At 42.7% G+C, this 20,644-nt stretch carries 21 protein-coding genes; 5 read left to right on the top strand and 16 right to left on the bottom strand.

The window, feature by feature from the left end; genetic code table 11:
* Positions 1-62: 62 nt before the first annotated feature.
* From INF28_RS03050 to hpf, 13 genes are all read right to left on the bottom strand, one after another.
* The gene (locus tag INF28_RS03050; protein ID WP_226391998.1) at positions 63-683 is read right to left on the bottom strand and encodes a V-type ATP synthase subunit D; all 621 of its coding nucleotides are present in this window, start codon (positions 681-683) and stop codon (positions 63-65) included.
* A gap of 6 nt (positions 684-689) precedes the next feature.
* Positions 690-2,084: a V-type ATP synthase subunit B gene (locus tag INF28_RS03045; protein ID WP_226391997.1), complete on the bottom strand. Its 1,395-nt coding sequence runs from the start codon at positions 2,082-2,084 to the stop codon at positions 690-692.
* 24 nt (positions 2,085-2,108) lie between these two features.
* On the bottom strand, positions 2,109-3,857 hold the full coding sequence (locus tag INF28_RS03040) for a V-type ATP synthase subunit A (protein WP_226391996.1): 1,749 nt from the start codon (positions 3,855-3,857) through the stop codon (positions 2,109-2,111).
* 40 nt (positions 3,858-3,897) lie between these two features.
* Positions 3,898-4,488, bottom strand: coding sequence for a V-type ATP synthase subunit E (locus INF28_RS03035; RefSeq protein WP_226391995.1), 591 nt, complete (start codon positions 4,486-4,488; stop codon positions 3,898-3,900).
* A gap of 23 nt (positions 4,489-4,511) precedes the next feature.
* Positions 4,512-4,820, bottom strand: a complete 309-nt coding sequence (locus tag INF28_RS03030; RefSeq protein WP_226391994.1) for a V-type ATP synthase subunit F — start codon at positions 4,818-4,820, stop codon at positions 4,512-4,514.
* Between the two features lie 15 nt (positions 4,821-4,835).
* Positions 4,836-5,261, bottom strand: coding sequence for an ATP synthase subunit C (locus tag INF28_RS03025; protein ID WP_264175669.1), 426 nt, complete (start codon positions 5,259-5,261; stop codon positions 4,836-4,838).
* 71 nt (positions 5,262-5,332) lie between these two features.
* Positions 5,333-7,225, bottom strand: a complete 1,893-nt coding sequence (locus INF28_RS03020) for a V-type ATP synthase subunit I (protein WP_226391993.1) — start codon at positions 7,223-7,225, stop codon at positions 5,333-5,335.
* A gap of 8 nt (positions 7,226-7,233) precedes the next feature.
* Positions 7,234-8,298, bottom strand: a complete 1,065-nt coding sequence (locus INF28_RS03015) for a V-type ATPase subunit (protein WP_226391992.1) — start codon at positions 8,296-8,298, stop codon at positions 7,234-7,236.
* 19 nt (positions 8,299-8,317) lie between these two features.
* Entirely contained in the window at positions 8,318-8,626 is a 309-nt protein-coding gene (locus INF28_RS03010) for a hypothetical protein (RefSeq protein ID WP_226391991.1), read from the bottom strand.
* Positions 8,627-8,794: 168 nt separating this feature from the next.
* Positions 8,795-10,159 carry a PFL family protein gene (locus tag INF28_RS03005; RefSeq protein WP_226391990.1) on the bottom strand — a complete coding sequence of 455 codons (1,365 nt, stop codon included), beginning with the start codon at positions 10,157-10,159 and terminating at the stop codon, positions 8,795-8,797.
* 36 nt (positions 10,160-10,195) lie between these two features.
* Positions 10,196-10,465, bottom strand: coding sequence for an ACT domain-containing protein (locus INF28_RS03000; RefSeq protein WP_226391989.1), 270 nt, complete (start codon positions 10,463-10,465; stop codon positions 10,196-10,198).
* 187 nt (positions 10,466-10,652) lie between these two features.
* Positions 10,653-11,591: a hypothetical protein gene (locus tag INF28_RS02995; protein WP_226391988.1), complete on the bottom strand. Its 939-nt coding sequence runs from the start codon at positions 11,589-11,591 to the stop codon at positions 10,653-10,655.
* A 63-nt stretch (positions 11,592-11,654) separates the two neighbouring features.
* The gene (hpf, locus tag INF28_RS02990) at positions 11,655-12,191 is read right to left on the bottom strand and encodes a ribosome hibernation-promoting factor, HPF/YfiA family (protein WP_226391987.1); all 537 of its coding nucleotides are present in this window, start codon (positions 12,189-12,191) and stop codon (positions 11,655-11,657) included.
* Positions 12,192-12,600: 409 nt separating this feature from the next.
* On the opposite strand from hpf, the gene INF28_RS02985 reads away from it, so the two are divergent.
* The 3 genes from INF28_RS02985 to INF28_RS02975 are packed head-to-tail and all read left to right on the top strand — an operon-like array spanning position 12,601 to position 14,890.
* Positions 12,601-12,969, top strand: coding sequence for a BlaI/MecI/CopY family transcriptional regulator (locus tag INF28_RS02985; protein ID WP_226391986.1), 369 nt, complete (start codon positions 12,601-12,603; stop codon positions 12,967-12,969).
* A gap of 3 nt (positions 12,970-12,972) precedes the next feature.
* Positions 12,973-13,824 (top strand): M56 family metallopeptidase, encoded by an 852-nt coding sequence (locus INF28_RS02980; RefSeq protein WP_318961704.1) that lies wholly within the window; start codon positions 12,973-12,975, stop codon positions 13,822-13,824.
* The gene (locus INF28_RS02975) at positions 13,817-14,890 is read left to right on the top strand and encodes a hypothetical protein (RefSeq protein ID WP_226391985.1); all 1,074 of its coding nucleotides are present in this window, start codon (positions 13,817-13,819) and stop codon (positions 14,888-14,890) included. The genes INF28_RS02980 and INF28_RS02975 overlap by 8 nt, the downstream gene beginning before the upstream one ends.
* 338 nt (positions 14,891-15,228) lie before the next feature.
* Here INF28_RS02975 and INF28_RS02970 read toward each other — a convergent pair whose 3' ends face one another.
* Complete coding sequence (locus tag INF28_RS02970; RefSeq protein ID WP_226391984.1) at positions 15,229-15,705, bottom strand: copper amine oxidase N-terminal domain-containing protein; 477 nt, start codon at positions 15,703-15,705, stop codon at positions 15,229-15,231.
* Between the two features lie 32 nt (positions 15,706-15,737).
* A complete protein-coding gene (locus INF28_RS02965; RefSeq protein ID WP_226391983.1) occupies positions 15,738-16,166 on the bottom strand; it encodes a copper amine oxidase N-terminal domain-containing protein in 429 nt (142 codons plus the stop codon).
* 294 nt (positions 16,167-16,460) lie between these two features.
* On the opposite strand from INF28_RS02965, the gene ppk1 reads away from it, so the two are divergent.
* Together ppk1 and INF28_RS02955 are read left to right on the top strand one after the other, a co-directional pair.
* Positions 16,461-18,596: a polyphosphate kinase 1 gene (gene ppk1, locus INF28_RS02960; RefSeq protein ID WP_226391982.1), complete on the top strand. Its 2,136-nt coding sequence runs from the start codon at positions 16,461-16,463 to the stop codon at positions 18,594-18,596.
* An 18-nt stretch (positions 18,597-18,614) separates the two neighbouring features.
* Entirely contained in the window at positions 18,615-19,685 is a 1,071-nt protein-coding gene (locus tag INF28_RS02955) for a 6-phosphofructokinase (protein WP_226391981.1), read from the top strand.
* Positions 19,686-19,811: 126 nt separating this feature from the next.
* Here INF28_RS02955 and proB read toward each other — a convergent pair whose 3' ends face one another.
* On the bottom strand, positions 19,812-20,594 hold the full coding sequence (proB, locus tag INF28_RS02950; RefSeq protein WP_226391980.1) for a glutamate 5-kinase: 783 nt from the start codon (positions 20,592-20,594) through the stop codon (positions 19,812-19,814).
* Between the last annotated feature and the right edge of the window lie 50 nt (positions 20,595-20,644).

Raw genomic sequence — 20,644 nt, 5'->3', positions numbered from 1 at the left:
GTGAATACAAAAAAGGCCGAAACCATTTGCTTTGGTTTCGGCCTTTTGAGAAGATGGTGTCTTTAGCGGTTGTGCTTTTGTTTTTGGGCTTTTATGACCTTTAGCCGGGAAAATTCTTCGCGGTCCTTTTCCTCCAGTGCGTTTTGAATGTTGCGGGTTTCAGCTTCATATCGCGGAATCATAATGTTTTTTAAAGCATTAGCGCGCTTTTGGGTCTTTTTTACGCTATCCGCAATGCGGTAGACCGAAATCTCAATTTGTGCAAGCTGGCGGGTAAGACGTTTGACATTCCCAAATTTTACAACAGCTTCATCCAGAGACGAGGTGGTGTTTTGCATGCCATATGATGGTTTTTCTACCTTTTCGTCCATGATGACAATGGGAATTTCAACACCCATTACACTTCGGAATTTGATGGAAACCGAATCTTCTACATCTATGGCATAACCCAATTTTTCCACTGTATCAATGCCAATATCAATATTGGCCTGCTGAAGTGCAGAATAAGCCTCGCTAAAGGTGGTTTCAATGGTAGATTGTATTTTTTTTGCTTCATCAATCAAATTCATCATTTCCCGGATAAGGATATTGCGCTTTTTATCTAAAAGGTCATATCCGGTGCGGCAGAGCGCCAATGTATTTTTGGCTATAATCAGGTTTCCTTTGGTAGGTACCATGGCCATAATGCATCACTCCTGTGTATCTGTGGTTTCGGAATCAAACATACGTGAAAGGATCTCTGGGGAAAGCCGATCCAGTTCTGTTTTCGGAAGAATGCGCAAAAGATCCCAGCCGATTTGTATGGTTTGTTTAATAGTCCGATTTTCGTTTCTGCCCTGGCCAATCAGCTTTTGTTCAAATTCCGTTCCAAATTTCATATACAGTTTGTCGGTATCAGAAAGTTCATCTTCTCCAATAACGGAGGCCAGTGCGCGGATTTCTTGTACTTTGGCATAAGAAGAAAACAGCTGGTTGCTGATTTCGGGATGTTCTGCCACGGTGTATTTTTCACCAATACCATCTTTCATAAGCCGTGAAAGAGAAGGAAGAACAGAAACCGGCGGATAAATGTTTTTCTGTGAAAGCGCTCGGTCCAAAACAATTTGCCCTTCTGTAATGTACCCGGTCAGGTCAGGTATCGGGTGTGTAATATCGTCATTTGGCATGGTAAGAATAGGAATTTGGGTAATAGATCCTTTGCTTCCTTTGATCATGCCTGCACGCTCATAAAGAGAGGCAAGATCGCTGTATAAATATCCCGGATAACCTTTACGAGAAGGTATTTCCTGCTTGGAAGAAGAAATCTCACGTAGGGCTTCGCAGTAAGAGGTAATGTCCGTAAGAATGACCAGAACATGCATATCATGTTCAAAGGCCAGATATTCAGCAGCAGTTAATGCGCAGCGTGGGGTCAGGATACGTTCTACCACTGGATCAGAAGAAGTATTCAAAAACATGACACTGCGACTAAGTGCCCCAGAGTGCTCAAAGGCAGTGGTAAAATAATTGGCAACATCGTGTTTGACGCCCATGGCGCCAAATACAATGGCAAAGTTTTTTCCTGCATCTTCTGCAATACAGGCTTGCGAGGCGATTTGTACAGCCAGGTTATCATGCGGCATACCATTCCCGGAAAAAATCGGAAGTTTTTGTCCTTTGATCAGTGTTGCCAGACCGTCAATAGCTGAAATACCGGTTTGAATAAAGGAACGCGGATATTCCCGGGATACTGGGTTCATGGGTTTTCCGTTAATATCCATATATTTTTCGGCATAGACAGGACCAAGGTCGTCGATTGGACGACCGATACCGTCAAAGGTACGGCCGAGAATTTCCTTGGAAAGGGGCATTTGCAGTGGGGCGCCGGTCAGGCGGGTACGGGTGTTGGTCAAGGAAATGCCCTGTGTCCCGTCAAAAACCTGCGCTACGGCAAAATCGCGGGTTAGTTCGATAATACGGCCGGTTCGTTTTTCCCCGCTTTGCAGAGTGATTTCCAGAATTTCATCATAAGCTGCGCCTTTGATGCCTTCGATAACAATAAGAGAACCGCTGAGGTCTTTCAAACCCATATATTCGATTTGCAATGATATCACTCCTTTGTGTATTCCTTAAAATTGCAGAGCATCGATTGCTTCAAAGACAGCATCGAATTTTTCCGGATGGTCGTTTTCAATGTCATATTTCATTTTAATGACACGGTCAAAAATACCGGTTTTTTGAATTTGGCTTAGGGGAATTGCCTGCTTTACCACAAAGTCTTTACATTTTTCATATAAGTATAAAATAACCTTTAGCATTTTATACTGTTTGGCAATGGGTACATAAGTATCTGTAGTGTGATACGCATTTTGCTGCAGGAATCCCACACGAATCACTCTGGCAATTTCCAGTGTTAGCCGCTGATCTTCTGGAAGAACGTCTGCACCAATTAATTTTACAATATCCATTAGTGAACTTTCTTCCTGAAGAATGCGGATAATATCTGCCCGGGCAGATAGGAAATCCGGATCTACGTTTTCAGTGTACCACGGACCTAAGTCGTCAATATATTCGCTATAGCTGGATAGCCAGTTAATGGCAGGATAATGCCGGGCGTAGGCTAAATCCTTATCAAGTCCCCAGAAACATCGGGTAAACCGCTTGGTGTTTTGCGTTACAGGTTCAGAAAAATCACCGCCTTGGGGTGAAACTGCGCCGATTAGGGTGACGCTGCCGTCTAATCCATTTAAGGTATGGACATAGCCGGCGCGTTCGTAAAAGCCGGATAGTCGTGACGGCAGATAAGCCGGAAAACCTTCTTCTGCAGGCATTTCTTCCAGACGTCCGGAAATTTCACGTAAGGCCTCCGCCCAGCGGGAGGTGGAGTCTGCCATGATTGCTACGTGATACCCCATATCCCGGTAATATTCAGCAAGAGTGACTCCTGTATAGATAGAGGCTTCTCTGGCTGCAACAGGCATATTGGAAGTGTTTGCGATAAGAAGTGTCCGGTTCATTAGTGGCTGTCCGGATTTAGGGTCAATCAGTCCTGTAAAGTCTTCCAGAACCTGGGTCATCTCGTTGCCACGTTCTCCACAGCCGATATAGATAATAATATCTGCATCCGACCACTTTGCAAGCTGATGCTGGGTCATGGTTTTTCCTGTGCCGAATCCACCGGGGATGGCTGCGGTTCCGCCCTTGGCCAAAGGAAAGAGGATGTCTAAGATCCGCTGGCCGGTAATTAGGGGCATACTGATGGGATCTCGGCGGCCATAAGGCCGGGGCGTTCGAATCGGCCAATGCTGTATCAGCCCAATTTTTTTCACTTTGCCGTCCGGTGTTTTTATTTCTGCCAAAGTATCCCGGCAGGTATAGGAACCAGAAGCGCCTATACTGAGAATTTCGCCTTCAATATTGGGAGGAACCATAATTTTATGCTGTATTAAGCTGGTTTCCTGTGTTTCTGCCAAAATAGTACACGGTGTTACCATCATACCTTCATGCGCTAAAACTTTGATATCCCATTTTTTGTCCATATCGATTGCTTCGGGGCGAAGTCCTCTTGCGATAAAGGCTCCGGACAATGCTTCCACGCTTTTAAGAGGACGCTCAATCCCGTCAAAAATATTTCCAATGAGTCCAGGACCTAAAGTGACCTCCATTGGTGTTCCGGTGGAGACCACCGGTTCATTTACAGTAAGTCCAGAAGTTTCTTCATAGACCTGAATGACTGCGGCATCATCGTGCACGGCAATGACCTCGCCAATCAGACGTTCGTTGCCGACATATACCATTTCCATCATGGTAAGCCATGGTGCGTCTTTTACAGTAACCACAGGACCATTGATTCCATAAATTGATGCAGTTTGATTCATAGTATTCAGTCCCTTCTAAGCGCCGTCATTAGACAGCTTGTCAGTCAATAATCAGACCGCTGGTCTGATAAAAAATTTCCTTTTGTTTTTCAATACGGTTTTTCAGTGTGCAGTCTGCAAAATAGTGGAGTTGACTGTTTTCCAGAGTAAATCCTCCGATAAAATCCTGCGGAGACAGTTGAATCGTTAGATTCGGAAGCTTGATTAACTGTTTAGCGAGTTCTTGGTCTTGTTCCATAACTGTGCAAATATTTTCTCCGGTTTTTTCCTCAAAATATGAGGAGATCTGAGCAAATTCTTTTTGGAAAAAATCCTTATATTCAGGTGTTTTTGTAAAGCGGCGAACATTTTCGGTCACAGCGGAAAAAACAGCTTCAAAAGCTTTTTGACGGTTTTTTAAAAGCATTTTATGCAGTTCAACTTCACGCCGGGTCAGGGAAAGTTGCAGCTGTTGTTTGATATCTGCCAATCCAGCTTCTATTTTTTGGTCGAATTGCTGTTTGAGCATATGCTCTGCTTGTTTAATCTGTTCACTGCGTTTTGCTTCCAGTTTTTCAATGGTTTGCTTCTTCTGTTCGCTGGCTTCCTGAAGAAGTACGTTTGCAAAATGATTCAAAGCATCTTTTGCCATAAATAATTCACCTCGTTTTTATGTCAAAGGCGGACGCCAATGGCATCTCGAACATAATTCAGAATGTAGTCATCCGGACGTTTTGAGCCATGCCGGTCAGGCAGTTCTACAATCAGTGGAATTTTGTTATTGGTTTTTTGCTGTGCTACGTATTCTGGACAAAGATTGACTAATTTTTCTGTTATCAGCAAAATAGCAATATCTTTATCGGCAAGTGCTTGGTCAAAGGCCTGTTTAAATTCATCGGGTTCATGAACCACAATCCCTTCTACACCGGCCAGTCTCATTCCAATTTGTGTATCAATATTATCGCTGAGCAAATAGTATTTCATCTGGGCAGCCTCCTCTTATTGGAAGAGGATTAGGAAGGAGATCAGCAGGCCATACAATGCAATACCTTCTGCCAAAGCAACAAAGATCAAGGATTTACCCATAATTTTTGGATCTTCGGAAATCGCACCAAGAGCCGCAGAGGCAGAGGATGCGACTGCAATACCTGAACCAATACATGCAAGCCCGGTAGAAAGGGCAGCACCGAGATACTTCATACTGCTTGCAGAACTGGCAGCTGCATCTGTCCCAGCTGCAAATGCGTCGGTTGCGCCTGCAATCATGCAGATGCCAAAGGTCAGCATCAGTCCAAAAAAGGACAGCAGATTAACGCCAATAGCTGTTTTCATCTTTCCACCTTGAAGTTTTAATCCGAAATGCGCAACTAACGGAATGGAAATGGCAAGAGTAATCATAACAAAAAGAGCAATAGACTTTAACATAGCAATACCTCCAAAATATGTGATATAAGTTATATTAGTTTACAAAGCATATCCGTTTATGAACGGTTGTTTTATTGGTTGGTGGGCTTAAATTCCCGGCCGCCGCCGTCATAGAAGCGGCTAAACATTTCGTAAAAGCCGAGACGCAGCACCTGAATGCCTACGATCAGCCCTTCCAATCCGATAACCAGCAGATTTCCAAACAGCGCAATGGCAATGGAACCGCCGAAATTCAGCTGATAAATAAACATAACGACCACAGACATCATTCCGGCATGGTTAAGAGCAAAGGCACCTACCCGCAGGAAGGAAACTGTATTGGTTACAAAGCTGAGTACAATTTCAAAGGTTTCAAAAAATGATTCAAGGAAGAAACCACCCTTGTCCTTTGGAATCCAATTCTTTTGTTTTGCCACCAGTTTGCCCAAAGGCTCCTGTAGAAAAATCAAAATTAAAGAAACAACGATGAGTATGACAGCAAGAGACAAAGGATGATCGGAACCATTGAGAATGGATAATGCACAGAAGAGAACCAGTGCATAAAATACCATACCCGCAACGCCATTCTGTGAGAACCAAACCTTCTGCCAGTTTTTTTGCCTTACTCCATTGACTATATTAAAGATCATACACAGTAGAATAATCACTACACCCAAAATGACTGAGTAAAGCAAAGTGTTCATCATGGCCTCACTGCCTTCAAACGGGGTAAACCACAGGGGATGAATCAAGGCGTGTTCCCCTTCAAAGCCAAAAACAGAGCCGTAAAGCAAGCCAAATACCGTAGAGGAAAGGCCCAGAGGAATTAGAAGTTTGCCTAAGAAACCACCTTTTTTCAAAAGAGTCAATACTACGCCGATTGCAGCCAGGCATAATCCGTGCCCTACATCACCAAACATAATTCCAAACAGCAGAGTGTAAACAATCGCCAAGAAGGGCGTTGGATCCATCTCATTGTAATTGGGTACGCCATACATACGGACAAATTCTTCAAATGGTTTGAAGATCCGCCAGTTTTTTAGTTTGGTTGGTGGGGTAATGTGATGGACTGCTTCGGGCTCATCTACAATGAGTGAGCAGGAGGAATCTTGTTCGATTTTTGCAGATAATTCCGGAACTTCGTCTGCGTCAATCCATCCAGTCAAACAGAAAGAATTGCGGCTTACCGTAGCATGTCGGTGGATGCTGTAGAGGTCATACTGATACTTAATATTGGCATATGCACGCAACAGATCATTTTTCTGACTGTTGAGAGTTGCCTGCAGCCGTACTTGCAGCGCAGTAAGTTCTGCTTGTTTTTTCTCCATGCTTTGTTTCAAACTTTCAATTACCTGAGCCGGCGTACCACGTTCGTCTCCATCCAGTAGCAGGGCTTCAAAATATAGCGTAGAAAAAATACGGTCTACCTTTTCACTGTGTTGTTCCGAAACGAAATAGATACCCCATACAAATTCTTTATCAGATGTAAGAGCATAAAAATAGGCTGGAAGATTTTTTAAATACGTTCCTAATTTTTGATAGCTAGAACGTGGTAGTTTCCCAAAACGATACTTTAGATAACTGAGCTTTGCAAGTTCTTCCAAATGAACATTGGTATCAAGAACAGGGGTTAAGGTATCAATAATTTCTTTTTCATGCTGAATTTCAAATTTCAGTGATTCGCTTTTTTCTTTTAATGTGTGGAGCTGGGTATTAAAATGTTCCAGGAACTGCTCCATTTCTTCTCGAGAAAGGTTTTCGTTATGATGTTTTACATCTTTAAATTCTACATTCGCATACTGCAAAACTTCAATAAAATGTTTTAGAGTATCTTCATAAGGATTGGCGGTGGTGTCCATGGAAAACCCTTCCGCGCTTCTAAGGGCATTGAGCGGATTTTCAAATTCAATAGAACTGTCTATGATGTAGTCTGAGACAATCCGTTCAAATTCGGATCTTGGGCCAACCAGATTGATGAATTTCATTTTTGAGATCATGATTCCACCTCTTCTTTGCTGTATCCAATTAAATATTCACTGATTTGTTCAGGCTTGAGTCCATAACGGATTCCTTCGATAATGGATACAATATTGTTAATTTCAATGCGCCGCAAATGCACATAGGAAATAGCTGCCTGTATGGAATATGGATGTAATGCACCTATTCGGCGATACATCTGTGCCATATATTCGTTTTTCCGTTTTTCAAGAAACCGATCATTTTCATGAAACGCTAAGCCATATGGTGTTTTTTCGTGAATGATTTTAAATGCATCGTTAACGGAAGGACAGGTGACAATTTCTGTAATAATCTGCTCGGTCAAACGATAATAGATGGGTATGATGCAGGCGTATATCTCCTCTTGTGTCATCTGAAAACGTTCTTTACATCGCAGAAGGAAAATCAGGTTATTCAGGTCGGCTTCGGTGCCATATAGCTTGAGTGCAAGTTTTGCTTCCTCAGAAGAAAGATATTTTTTGGCATAGCGATGGATAAGCTGTGCCCAATAACTGTCCAGAGCAACCTCCAGATAAAACAGTTCCTGGCGCTTCGGGTCACCGGAAAATGAACGTAGAGCCTGATGATATGGAGTTGGTTTAATGAGATCCATAAGCGCAGAAAAAGTTGTAATCTGTGCCAAATCCTCGACTTTAACCTGTTTGTTCCCTAGAGGGAAATCGGTCGCAGTTTTGGTAATTTGCTCCGGGTGTCCAATATGCAGAAGCCGGAGAAAAACCTTGAGCTTTTCAATACCGTCCTGCATTTCAAGTGCCTTTAGGAAAAAGGTGCTGTCTGTATCCGTATAGTGCAAAAGGGCGAGAATATCTGTTAGAATCTGTGCGTGCAGCAGCTGTTCTAATCTTCCTCGGTGAAGCGTTGTGGTAACGGCGTCTTTCAGCGCATTTTGATACCGGGTGTTTTCCTTGAGATAAGCTGCGACTGCGGGGACAGTATGAAGACGCATTAAAGCGTCATAATCCTTTTGATGCAGCGCAGTACCAGACATGGCATGAATTTTTGCGGAAAGCGCTGAGTTTTTCATAACACGAAGAATCATGTTTCATCGCTCCTTTGGTTCAAGGCTGAATGACTGCCTGGGTCATATCATGAATCCAGGTTTCCTGTTGTTCTTTGCAGGTGTTAGAAAGAGCTTCTAATTTTTTTTCATAAACAGTTTCCAAATGCTCCATTTCTTCCTGACGTTCTGCATTCATCTGCATTTTTAGCTGTTCCAGCTTTTCCTTTACTTTGATATCGGTTTCCTGCTCTTTTTGCCGAATTTCCTCCTGTATTTTTTTGTCATAGTCCTTTTCCAGTTCAGCAGTTGAATCTGTAATTCCCCGAACTGTGTTTTCGATATCCACGATCGCTTGCATGATATCCATAAAGTTCACCCTTTCTCAATCATAGTATCGTAATTTGTAGTATCAAAGTCATATCAATAGCTGGACTTATGATACAGAGAACCGCCTGCCGGGAGAACCAGTCAGGCGGCGTCAGACAAAGTGAATATAAAGAGCACTACTTATACGGTATTCGTCTGTTTACTTTGATTAATTTCTGAGGCTGTGAATGGGAGCCGGAATTCGTCCTCCCCGGGCGATAAAGGCTTCGCTGGAGTAGGAATGTACCGGCATAATTGGAGCAGCTCCCAGAAGTCCACCAAATTCCACACTGTCGCCTACTTTTTTTCCTGCTGCCGGGATAATGCGTACCGCGGTGGTTTTTTGGTTGATGACACCAATTGCCATTTCGTCTGCAATGATGGCGGATATAGTGGAAGCAGGAGTGTCGCCGGGAACAGCTATCATATCAAGGCCAACGGAACAAACACAGGTCATTGCTTCTAGTTTATCCAAATGCAGGGCTCCGCATTCTGCTGCGGCTATCATGCCTGCGTCTTCGCTTACAGGAATAAATGCACCACTCAGTCCTCCTACATAGCTTGAGGCCATGACTCCGCCTTTTTTCACCGCATCGTTCAGCAGAGCAAGTGCAGCTGTGGTTCCATGTGTCCCACATTTCTCCAGTCCCATTTCTTCTAAAATATATGCAACGCTATCACCAACTTCTGGAGTTGGCGCCAGCGAGAGATCAACAATACCAAAAGGAACACCCAGTGCTTTAGACGCTTCCTGTGCGACTAATTGTCCCATACGGGTAATTTTAAAAGCAGTTTTCTTAATGGTTTCGGCCAGTACACCAAAATCCTGACCTTGAATACGTTCCAGTGCGGATTTGACCACTCCAGGGCCGCTGACGCCTACATTGATGACACAGTCGCCTTCGCCAATCCCGTGAAAAGCACCAGCCATGAAAGGGTTGTCTTCTACCGGGTTAGCAAAAACAACAAATTTTGCACAGCCCATCGAATTGTTGTCAGCTGATAAACGGGCAGTTTCCTTAATAATTTCACCCATTTGCCGAACGGCATCCATATTGATGCCAGCCTTTGTAGTCGCTACACCCACAGAAGAGCACACCCGTTCGGTAGAGCAGAGCGCCTCGGGAATAGAACGAATCAAATTTTCGTCTCCTCTGGAATAACCTTTGTGTACCAAAGCGGAATAACCACCGATAAAGTTAACACCGGTTTCAGATGCTGCCTTATCCAAAATCCGCGCAAAAGGAAGACAATCATCGGTTTTGCTGGCACTTGCTATGACGGCAATGGGGGTAACTGAAATCCGTTTGTTGATAATAGGAATGCCATAGCGACTGCTAATTTCTTCGCCGGTTTTTACCAGATTTTTTGCATACCGGGTTATTTTGTCATATATTTTGCGGCAGGCCGCATCAATATCGCTGTCTGCACAATCCAGCAGAGAAATTCCCATGGTGATAGTACGGATATCGAGATGCTCGTCCCGAATCATTTTTATGGTTTCTGCAATTTCATTGGTGTTGATATTTATCATAATTTGAGATTCCTTTCCAACTAATACCGGGCAGGGTTAGATACGGTGCATGGAATTAAAAATATCCTCATGCTGAATACGGATTTCCACGGCCAAGCGTTTACCCAGGGCATTGAGTTCCTCAGCCAAAGCCGAAAGCTCCAGCTTACTATTTTCGATGTCTACCAGCATTACCATAGTAAATATATTTTGAACAATGGTTTGGGTAATATCTAGAATATTTACATTATTATCTGCAAGCAGCGTACTTGTTCCCGCAATAATACCGGGTTTGTCGATGCCCATAACAGTTACAACAGCGCGCATAATTTTTCTCCTTTGATGTTAATAAAACAAGCAATTTTATAAGAATGGAATAAGAAGCTACTGCCATTCTTTTCTTTTAACATATTATACTCGACTAAACTTGGAAAGTCAACAGCCGGAACAGTGAAAAACAACGAAAATAATAAAATAAATGGCCTTTCCATAGTGAAAAAGCCATATATGTAGTTTATCCGACATATGGACGAAGCACGGTTTCGATTGCATTTTCATCGGTTCCGGGAAAAGCAAGACCGGCAATCAATTCCCAGCTTTCATGATGAGAAATGCTGCAGCCGGGTTCTGTCTTTTTAAGTGCGCCGAGCGATTCCATTTCCAGGAAGATAGAATTGGTATAGGTTTCAAAATTCATGCCATCATCTGGATAAGCCGCGCCTTCAATAATATCAAATTTTTTCAGCATTACATCATCATGGTTGAAATAGGCGGCCCAGCCATGCTGACTGTCAATGCCGAATTTAAAGGCATTGTCATTTTGCGGATCCTGCCGAAGCAAGATGTATTTGTCCCCCCAGGTTACCCGTGGATCATTCATTTTTGCATAATCCCAGAGTGTTATTTTGCGATTGTGAAGCAATCCGGTGGGACGGTTGGGCATAGGAATGACTTCAATACCGCCGGGAGCCAGAACAGAAAGGCACCAAGGAGCGAACTCCTGCGGCCAAGCTCCGATATTGGTAACGGTATGATATAAATCCACTTTAAACCCATTTTCACTCATAACAACTTCGATTTGATGTTGTTGCTGTGTCCAACGCTGAGGCGGTGGAGTCAAAACCAGCCTGCAGCCTTCTGCGGTGTAAGAAACCGGTTGGGAATCAGGGTAATAGGAGCGGGGCAGCGCCTCTGGACTTGTCCACAGCCGATGGCCGCCATAAATTTTCCACACACCAAGATCTTCACCAAATTTTTCGGCAAAAAGTGAAGTATTCTGATCTTGATTTACCTTTCTTTCAATATCCTCCAGCATAACATTTTCTCCGCCGATTTTAGAAAATCGGATGATTCTGGGCCCAAAATCCAGTGTGGCCAAAAGTTCAATCTTACCATTGCTCATGGAAACACAGCGGCCAAAATTTTGATAAGTAACTTCCTGAAATTGAATCATAATTTACACCTCATTTAAAAATTAAAAAGAGAGGCGAAGCATTGCCGCCTCTCCAAAGATAGATTATTTGTCCGTTTCAATCAAGGCATAATTGCCGTCTTTTCTTTTATAAACCACATTGGTTGCCATGGTTTCTGGATCGTTAAATACAAAGAAATCATGCCCCAGCATGTTCATTTGCAAAATGGCTTCTTCTACCATCATAGGTTTTGCGCCCAGACGTTTTACTTTAATAATTTTAAATTCTTCTTCCTCGGGCTGGATGCTTGAGGAACCAAGATCAATATTGTAGTTTTCAAAGCCGCTGTCACGCAGACGTTTTGCCAATTTGGTTTTATTTTTCCGAATCTGCCGGTCAATATTTGCCAAACAATTATCCACGGCGGTAAGCATTTCGCGGTCACGTGATTCAGCCCGGATCAGAAATCCTTTATAGGGAAAAGTGATTTCCACCACCATTTGTTCGTGCTGTTCGGAAACGACAATGCGACATTCTGTATCATCGCTGAAAAACTTATTCAGTTTCTGCACTTTTCCGAGCAGTTTCTCCTTGCTGGAATCCGCTAGCTCTATTTTTTTGCATAAAATCTTGTAGATCATACTCTTACCTCCTGACGTTTGTTGAAGTTTGACCAAATGCGGTAAGAACCTAACATTTAATCTGTCTACATTATATAACAACTTACAAAAAATAGCAAGAGAAAATCATGAATTTTTTGCAAAGAATTCATGAACATTGACAGAACATTTCAAAGCTGAAAAATGCAGCTAATGTTTTTTACAGAACGGTTTTAAACGCATGGTTTGCAGGGCAGCAAAGGTTTATGGAAGGGGTTGTGGAAATGGTTTCTGGAGCACGGCGTATCAGCATAATATAAATTTTAAAAAAGTCTTGACAAGACTACAATTTTAGTCTATAATACTAATGACCACAGTGGTAGTCTTATGCTTTGGTGGATGGCATGCAGCCGTCGGAGTATAAGCGGTAGAAAAAACGGAGGTAGATAACATGGCGAGGCAGATGGTAACGGAAACGGAATATGAGCTGATGAAAGTGCTTTGGAAAGCAGAAAAGCCGCTTTCTCTGGGAGAAATTTTGACCGAAGTTCGAGAAAAAAATTGGGTGCGCAATACCGTTGGGACTATGCTTTCCCGGCTGTGCGACAAAGGTGTTGTGGCCTATGAGAGAAAGGGCAAGACAAATTTGTATTATGCAGTGCTTCCGGAGCAGGAATATAGTATGAATGAAACCAGGTCTTTTTTGTCAAGACTGTATCACGGTTCAGTGGGAACTCTGGTTGCTTCTCTGTATCAGAATAAGGAAATTTCACAGGACGACATTGCGATTTTGAAAAAAATTATTGATGGAGAGAAATAGCCTATGGCCGAGATGATAAAAACTATATTTTTATTAAGCTGTGTCGGCACAGGGTTTATACTTTTGCTGATTTTACTCAAGCCTTGGACCGTAAAAAACTTTCCAGCCAGATGGCAATATTTTGCATGGCTAGCAGTAACCATTTTTATGTTGTTCCCTATATGGAAGCTAGTCCCAGCGAAGGAAGCGCAAAAGCTTACACCGTATTTTCCATCAGTGCAAATAGCGCAAAATACCGTATTTCAAAATTCGGAGGAAACACCCGCCACCGGAATGGATGAGGCACTTATGGACATACAGGAAAACACCATGCAGCAAAAAAACATCAGAATATATGACCTTGTTTTTTGTGTTTGGCTATGTGGAGTGATTTTATTTTTGGCTTTCTCGTTTAGCAGTTATGCGGTTTTTCTTGTCCATAAGAAGAAAAATAGTGTAGAATTGGAAAAAAGCCAGCTGGTGGAAGAGATTCGGCAAGAACTGCATATCAGGAGGAACATAAAAATACGCATTTCCAGTGATACAGCATCACCAATGCTGGCAGGCGTATTTTCTCCGGTAATTTATGTGCCAGAAAAAGCGCTGGATGGAACAGCGCAGCGCATGGTGTTCCGGCATGAGCTTATCCACTATAAGCATAAAGATTTGATTTGGAAATGGTTTTCATTGATGGTAAACGCTGTGCATTGGTTTAATCCATTTGCCTATCTGTTGAGCGCCAATATCAGCGAAGCGTGCGAGGTGGCTTGCGATATGGCGGTTATCAGAGGCCTGACTGAGCAGGAGCAAAAAGAATATATGAACACTATTTTGGATTTGGTACAAAATAAGAAAAGGAGGGAAAACAATGCTTGAACATTATTATACAACACAGATGAGCGCAAGCCATAAACAACTGCAAACGCGGTTTGTGAAAATGCGCACAAAGACAGGCAGAAAAGCCAAGCTAATGCCTGCGATGCTTTCAGCTTTGCTAACGGCGATTCTTGCAACGGCAACCGTTGCACTGGCCGTAGTTGACGGAATGGAAACCTATGATGGCACCATTGTTATAAACGGTAAAGAGCATGCGATTGATATTGTCCATTTTGACAACATTCGCTATCTTAACAACGACAGTTATTATCTGCCGCTGCGAAAAACATTTGAACTGCTGGACTGTACAGTGAACTATAATGTCAGTAAGGAAACTGCTGGAAGTATTTTTCAAAATGCTAAGGATACATTTCCTTTTTACGCATGGGAAGATCTGAAAAATCGGGCAAAAGATGAAACAACGTTACAGCTTTACGGTGCCACAACAAGCACCAATTCCAATATGCCGATTATAGAGGTGGAAAGACCCGGCGGCGAAAAATGGTATTGTCAGATTGGAAGCCAGTGGTATACCAATGCATGGGCGCCTCCGGTTATTTTATATAATGGCACCGCCTATCTCCCCATACGTGCACTGGCATATTACTTGGTTCCGGAGGGAGAAGATGCGGATATGTCCATTCTTTGGGATGCATCTGCCCATGATACCTATTTTGCTGGAAGATTGATCTGGGATGCAGAAGCACTGACTGTGACCATCAACACGGAAGCGGGCCCGGGTTATCAAGCCTTTACGGATACTTTTGATAAACTGCGGGGGCGTTATGGGTATGGCATTGTGCAGCATACTGAAAGCCGAAGTTACAGGGTATGTATTATTGAAAATTATGAAGGAAATCAGACCGCCTGTGTATCGATTGACAAAACCAATGGTAAAATCGCAGTAATTGATACTTGGAGCGAAGAGGTGGGAAACCGGATCTTCATTGATCTTGACGGCAATTCTACTTTTATTACCAAAGCATTTGATCCAAATGCAGATGGAAATGAACTCACAGAACTGCAGAGATATGACTTGACAGACTATGTGTATTTGGATTTGTGATAATGGCGACGAGATATGCTGTTCTAAAATAAAACGGTTGTCATTAGGGTGTTAAATGCTTCAATTCGGGTGACTGTAAAGACGAACAAACGATGTCTTGCAAAACTTTTGCGAGGCATCATCTTTTTTGTATCTTGCCGGTTGTTCCGGCTGAAAAAATCTATGAAATTATAAGGAAACTTGTTTTGTATTTTTTTATAAAATCTACACCTCCAAAAGCACACTGCTTTTGGAGGTGTAGATTAAAATTTATATTTACATTTTAAAATTTCTTTTTAAAATCGTTGTTACCCAGCTGTTTTTCTGCTGATATATAGTGGGGAAAAGGTTTTTGTAAGCTATTTTGCCATGGTCAAAGTAACGGTTTGTGTTGCCTCGTCCCAGCCCACCTCATAGCCAATGGCCTGAGCGAGGAAACGGATGGGAACGTACATTCTTCCATAGGTTTGACCGTCCAGTTCTACTTCCTCAATAAATGCGGCGGTATCCATGGGAATATTTTCGGTCTTTTCGTATTGATCTGGCAGGACAAACAAAGTTTGATTGCCTTCTTGAATCAGATAGGTGCAGGAAATAGAACTGATGACCGCCATTTTGGTGTCGTCAATAAAATCCACTTGGCATCCCAGATTTTCCATAATAAAACGGATGGGGACAAAGGTACGGTCGTCTAATTCCTTGATACTGCCCATGTCAGCGGGGATCTGAGCAGTTTGTCCGTTAATAATAATATTTTCCGCAGCTGCAAAGGCAGAGGTTCCGGAAAGGAGCAAGCTCCCGGCAGCTAAAACAGAAATAAGATATTTTAATTTCATGATGATGTCCTCCTGTGTGTTAAATTTAAGAATTACTCTGTCGGCGGTGCGGTAGTCAAAGTAACGGTTTGCGTCGCTTCGTCCCAGTCAACAGTATAGCCAAGCGCTTGTGCAAAAAAACGAATAGGAATATACATTCTGTCTTCGCTGTCATCCACAAATACTTGAGTATCCATGCGAATACGTTGTGCCATGCCTGTATTGGGCAGGATGTAAAGCATTTCGGAATCGCGCTGAGCCAAATAGGAAACGCTATTGGCATCGGTGATAGTTGCGGATTCCTGCAAGGCTCCATAGTTGACTGCGCAGCCCAAATATTCGCTGATAAAACGAATAGGGACAAAGGTACGATCATCTTTTTCACGGATGGACCCCATATCTTCAGGAATATCCACCACGGCACCGTCAATGATGATTTGCTGTGCTGTGGCAAATCCGCCTATGGCCTGACTGATAAGCATACAAAAAAGAAATATAGATACGACTGCTTTTTTCATTTTTATTTCCTCCAAATAATAATATATCTTTAGTATAACATAATACAAAAAGTAAAGCAAGAATTTATTTATGGAGGATGGGAATAAATAATAGTAAGAAAAGGGAAAATAAACGGGTTATTTATCCTGCTAAAAATCAGGAATTGTCAAGAGAGAATTTATATATCATGTGCTATGATACGGGTTTGACACAAAGGTAGCGGTTTGTTATAATAAAAGAAAAGCAGAAAAGCGCAGCAAAGATAAAGGAGTGAGACTATGCCTGCATTCAGAACTAATTTTATTAACCGGGAATTGAGCTGGATGGATTTTAATTTGCGTGTTTTGGAGGAGGCCTGTGAAAAGGAAAATCCGATTATGGAACGGTTACGCTTTTTGGCAATTACGGCATCCAACCTGGATGAATTTTTTATGGTTAGAGTGGCTGGAATTAAACAGCAGGTGGAGTCAGGATACAAACAAAAAGATGCGTCAGGCTATACCCCGCAGGCTCTGCTTGATGAATTACTTGCTAAAATACGTGATTTTACGGAAAAACAATATCAGTGCCTTTTTGATCAGATCTTGCCCGAGTTGAAGGAAAAGGGGTTTTCTTTGATTCGTTATGAGGAATTGGGATCCCGACAGAAAAAATTTATTAACGGCTACTTTGATAGTGTCATTTTTCCTGTACTGACACCCATTGCGGTTGACGATGACCGTCCTTTCCCTCGACTGCTTGGAAAAAGCCTTAATATTGCAGTTCGGTTGAAGAAAAAAGGAAAAAATGACAGTGATTATGCAGTGGTTCCTGTGCCGTCTAATTTAAAGCGCCTTTTGGAAATTCCGGGAAAGAATGCCAGAACTTTTATCCTTCTAGAAGATGTGATCATTAATCGGATGGATGCATTATTTGAAGCGCATCGCATCAAGGCGTGCCTTCCTTTTCGAATTACCAGAAATGCCGACGTGGAAATGGACGATGAAGCGCCAGATCTTTTAAATGAGGTTCAAAAATTTATTAAAAAACGAAAATCGGGCAAACCAGTGCGATTGGAAATTCCCGTAAAGTATGATGTAGAAATCAGAGACTTTCTGGTTAAGCGTCTCAAAATAAAAAAGAGTGATATTTTTAAAATTCCAGGACCTGTGGACTTGACGATGTTTGGTAAATTTGCCAATTTAGGGGCGGGGACAGAATTGTGCTTTGCGCCCATTATACCAGTGGATCCACCGGCGGATTTTTGGGGATATGATGATGTGTTTACCGCTATCCGGGAGCGTGACAGAATGGTTTGCCATCCTTATGAAAGTTTTAATAGTGTGATTGCGTTTGTGGATGCTGCAGCACAGGATGAACAGGTGCTGGCCATCAAGCAGACGCTATACCGGGTCAGCGGAAATTCTCCGGTTATTGCGGCACTCATCCGTGCGGCGCAGCGTGGAAAGCAGGTCACGGTTTTAGTGGAGTTAAAGGCTCGTTTTGATGAGGAGAATAATGTGGAATGGGCTAAAAAGCTGGAAAAAGCGGGCTGTCATGTGATTTACGGTATACCGGGGTTGAAAACCCATTGTAAAATACTTTCAGTGATACGGCAGGAAGGTGACCGGATTAGAAGTTATTTACATGTTGCTACGGGAAATTATAATGATTCTACCGCCAAGCTTTATACCGATATCGGTATGTTTACCTGTCGAGAAGATTTTGCAGCAGATGCAGCGGTACTGTTTAACATGCTGACTGGATATAAGGGGTCTCCTCGGTATCGCAGTTTTGTGGTTGCACCGGATGATATGCGAGATTTTTTTGAAAAGCAAATTCAAAAGGAAATTGCCAATGCTCAGCAGGGTAAACCGTGTGGTATTACTGCTAAAATTAATTCTCTGGTAGATACGAATATTATTGAGCAGCTTTATAGGGCTTCTGGTGAAGGTGTCAGGATACGCCTGTTGGTGCGCGGTATATGCTGTTTGATTCCCGGTGTGCCAGGCTTGAGTGAAAATATTACCGTTCACAGTATTGTAGGACAGTTGTTGGAGCACAGCAGGATTTTTATTTTTGAAAACAATGGACAGCCTCAAATCTGGATGGGAAGCGCAGATTGGATGCAGCGGAATCTGAATCGGCGTGTGGAACTGGTGTTTCCTGTATTAGACAACCGTTTGATGAAACGGGTAATGCAGATGACGGAAATTATGTTTTCAGATAACATAAACACCCGGTTGATGCAACCTGATGGTACGTATCAAATGCGCAAACGGAAGGCCGGAGAAGAAGCGGTGAATTCTCAGAGAATTTTTTCCGAATTGGCGCAGAAAAACCAGAACACGGCAAAAAGAACCATGGCTGCCCGTAAGAAAAGAAAAAATCAGAAAAAAACCTCGGAAGAACAGAAAACCGATAACAAAGCTTAAATTTGGAGGATGATACAAATGAGGAAAATAGGTATTTTAACCAGCGGTGGAGATTGTCAGGGGTTGAATGCGGCTATACGTGGTGTGGCCAAAGCGCTATACCGGGAATTTTCGGATAATGTTATGATTTACGGCATTCAAGATGGTTACAGCGGTTTGATTTATGGAAATTATAAGGAGATGCACGAGCCAGATTTTTCCGGAATTCTTACATTAGGAGGCACGATCCTTGGTACCTCTCGACAGCCCTTTAAATTGATGCGGGTTGTAGATGATATAGACAAAGTCGAGAATATGAAAAAGAATTATAAAAAAATGGGTCTTGACTGTCTGGTGGTGCTTGGCGGAAACGGGACGCATAAAACGGCCAATCTGTTGGCAGAAGAAGGCCTGCATGTCATCGGGCTGCCCAAAACAATAGATAATGACTTGTGGGGTACAGACATGACTTTTGGCTTTCAGAGCGCAATGGATATTGCCACAGATGTTATTGATCGTATTCATACGACTGCAACCTCTCATGGCCGGGTTTTTATTGTTGAGGTGATGGGGCATAAGGTAGGATGGCTTACCTTATATGCTGGTATTGCAGGCGGTGCAGACGTTATTCTGATTCCCGAAATTCCATATGATATTAAAAGTGTTGTAGCAGAGTTGGACAGACGAGAAAAGGCTGGAAAACGGTTTTCTATTCTTGCTGTAGCGGAGGGTGCATTAAGCGTAGAGGAGGCTGGTATGAAAAAGAAAGCCTTTAAAGCGGCAAGGGCTCAGATGCCGTATCCTTCTGTGTCTTATCGGATTGCTGATGAAATTTCTGCTGTTAGTGAGCATGAAATTAGGGTTACAGTACCAGGCCATTTTCAGCGTGGTGGCAGTCCGTGCCCGTATGACCGGGTTCTGTCCACACGTTTCGGCACGGCGGCAGCACAGTTGATAAAAAAGGAAAAGTACGGATATATGGTTGCACTGCAAAATGGATCCATTGTACCGGTGCCGCTTGGTGAAGTGGCCGGAAAATTAAAAACCGTTCCGGTGGATTGTGAAGAAATTTTGAGTGCCCGTGAAATGGGAATTTGTTTTGGTGATTAATATAAAATACCTGCAGAACTAAATTGCTCTGCAGGTATTTTATATGATGACCGTGGTCTAAACCTGTGATTCATAAAAGCTTATAAGCTTTGTGCACGTTGACCCGTATAACGGGTGGTCTTGATTTTATTTTTTCTTCCCTTTAAATAGGGTGCCAATAGATTCACCTTGAACAATACCATAGAGATTATCCGGACAGTTTCCATTAGTAATTACCATATCTATTCCGACAGAGCATACAAGTTCTGCCGCTTTTAGTTTGGTTCGCATACCGCCAGTGCCTCGGCGGGTGCCTTTGCCCCCGGCGCAGCTGCGAATTTGATCGGTGATTTCCTCCACAACAGGAATAACCTGAGAACCCGGCGCAGAGGGGTCACCGTCATAGAAGCCGTCAATATCAGACATAATGACAAGAAGGTCAGCGTCTACCAGCCGCGCAACGTAAGCCGAAAGGGTGTCGTTGTCGCCAAATTCAATCTCATATGTAGAAATTACGTCATTTTCATTTACAATGGGAATCACCCGGTAATCTAGCATGGTGTTAAAGGCGTTTTTGGCACTGATATACCGTAATTCATCTTCTAAGATAAACTTGGTGAGCAAAACTTGACCAGTATTATACCCATATTCTTTAAAATATTTTTCATAAATCGCCATTAAACTTGCTTGACCAATTGCAGCAAGGGCCTGTTTTTGTCTGGTATCAGTGGGCTTTTCGGAAAGACCCAGCTTACCTACACCGACACCAATAGCGCCGCTGGAAACCAGAATCACTTCCATACCCATATTCATCAGATCGGATAAAACACGAACTAAAGTTTCCAGACGTCGAAGATTGATTTTACCTGTTTCGTAGGTCAGTGTGGAGGTACCAACTTTGACCACCACTCGTTTTACCTGTTTCGTCATATTTATGCCTCCCTGCAGACAATGTGCCATTAAAGTATAACAACTTTAAA

The organism is Ructibacterium gallinarum (genome assembly GCF_014982785.1).
Taxonomy (GTDB): domain Bacteria; phylum Bacillota; class Clostridia; order Monoglobales; family Monoglobaceae; genus Ructibacterium; species Ructibacterium gallinarum.
This window is presented reverse-complemented; position numbering and strand designations above follow the sequence as displayed.

Coding starts and splice junctions, on each gene's coding strand:
- INF28_RS03050 (WP_226391998.1), bottom strand. CDS start 683: ATGGCCATGGTACCTACCAAAGGAAACCTGATTATAGCCAAAAATACA.
- INF28_RS03040 (WP_226391996.1), bottom strand. CDS start 3,857: ATGAATCAAACTGCATCAATTTATGGAATCAATGGTCCTGTGGTTACT.
- INF28_RS03035 (WP_226391995.1), bottom strand. CDS start 4,488: ATGGCAAAAGATGCTTTGAATCATTTTGCAAACGTACTTCTTCAGGAA.
- INF28_RS03030 (WP_226391994.1), bottom strand. CDS start 4,820: ATGAAATACTATTTGCTCAGCGATAATATTGATACACAAATTGGAATG.
- INF28_RS03025 (WP_264175669.1), bottom strand. CDS start 5,261: ATGTTAAAGTCTATTGCTCTTTTTGTTATGATTACTCTTGCCATTTCC.
- INF28_RS03020 (WP_226391993.1), bottom strand. CDS start 7,225: ATGAAATTCATCAATCTGGTTGGCCCAAGATCCGAATTTGAACGGATT.
- INF28_RS03015 (WP_226391992.1), bottom strand. CDS start 8,298: ATGATTCTTCGTGTTATGAAAAACTCAGCGCTTTCCGCAAAAATTCAT.
- INF28_RS03010 (WP_226391991.1), bottom strand. CDS start 8,626: ATGGATATCATGCAAGCGATCGTGGATATCGAAAACACAGTTCGGGGA.
- INF28_RS03005 (WP_226391990.1), bottom strand. CDS start 10,159: ATGATAAATATCAACACCAATGAAATTGCAGAAACCATAAAAATGATT.
- INF28_RS03000 (WP_226391989.1), bottom strand. CDS start 10,465: ATGCGCGCTGTTGTAACTGTTATGGGCATCGACAAACCCGGTATTATT.
- INF28_RS02995 (WP_226391988.1), bottom strand. CDS start 11,591: ATGATTCAATTTCAGGAAGTTACTTATCAAAATTTTGGCCGCTGTGTT.
- hpf (WP_226391987.1), bottom strand. CDS start 12,191: ATGATCTACAAGATTTTATGCAAAAAAATAGAGCTAGCGGATTCCAGC.
- INF28_RS02985 (WP_226391986.1), top strand. CDS start 12,601: ATGGCGAGGCAGATGGTAACGGAAACGGAATATGAGCTGATGAAAGTG.
- INF28_RS02980 (WP_318961704.1), top strand. CDS start 12,973: ATGGCCGAGATGATAAAAACTATATTTTTATTAAGCTGTGTCGGCACA.
- INF28_RS02975 (WP_226391985.1), top strand. CDS start 13,817: ATGCTTGAACATTATTATACAACACAGATGAGCGCAAGCCATAAACAA.
- INF28_RS02970 (WP_226391984.1), bottom strand. CDS start 15,705: ATGAAATTAAAATATCTTATTTCTGTTTTAGCTGCCGGGAGCTTGCTC.
- INF28_RS02965 (WP_226391983.1), bottom strand. CDS start 16,166: ATGCTTATCAGTCAGGCCATAGGCGGATTTGCCACAGCACAGCAAATC.
- ppk1 (WP_226391982.1), top strand. CDS start 16,461: ATGCCTGCATTCAGAACTAATTTTATTAACCGGGAATTGAGCTGGATG.
- INF28_RS02955 (WP_226391981.1), top strand. CDS start 18,615: ATGAGGAAAATAGGTATTTTAACCAGCGGTGGAGATTGTCAGGGGTTG.
- proB (WP_226391980.1), bottom strand. CDS start 20,594: ATGACGAAACAGGTAAAACGAGTGGTGGTCAAAGTTGGTACCTCCACA.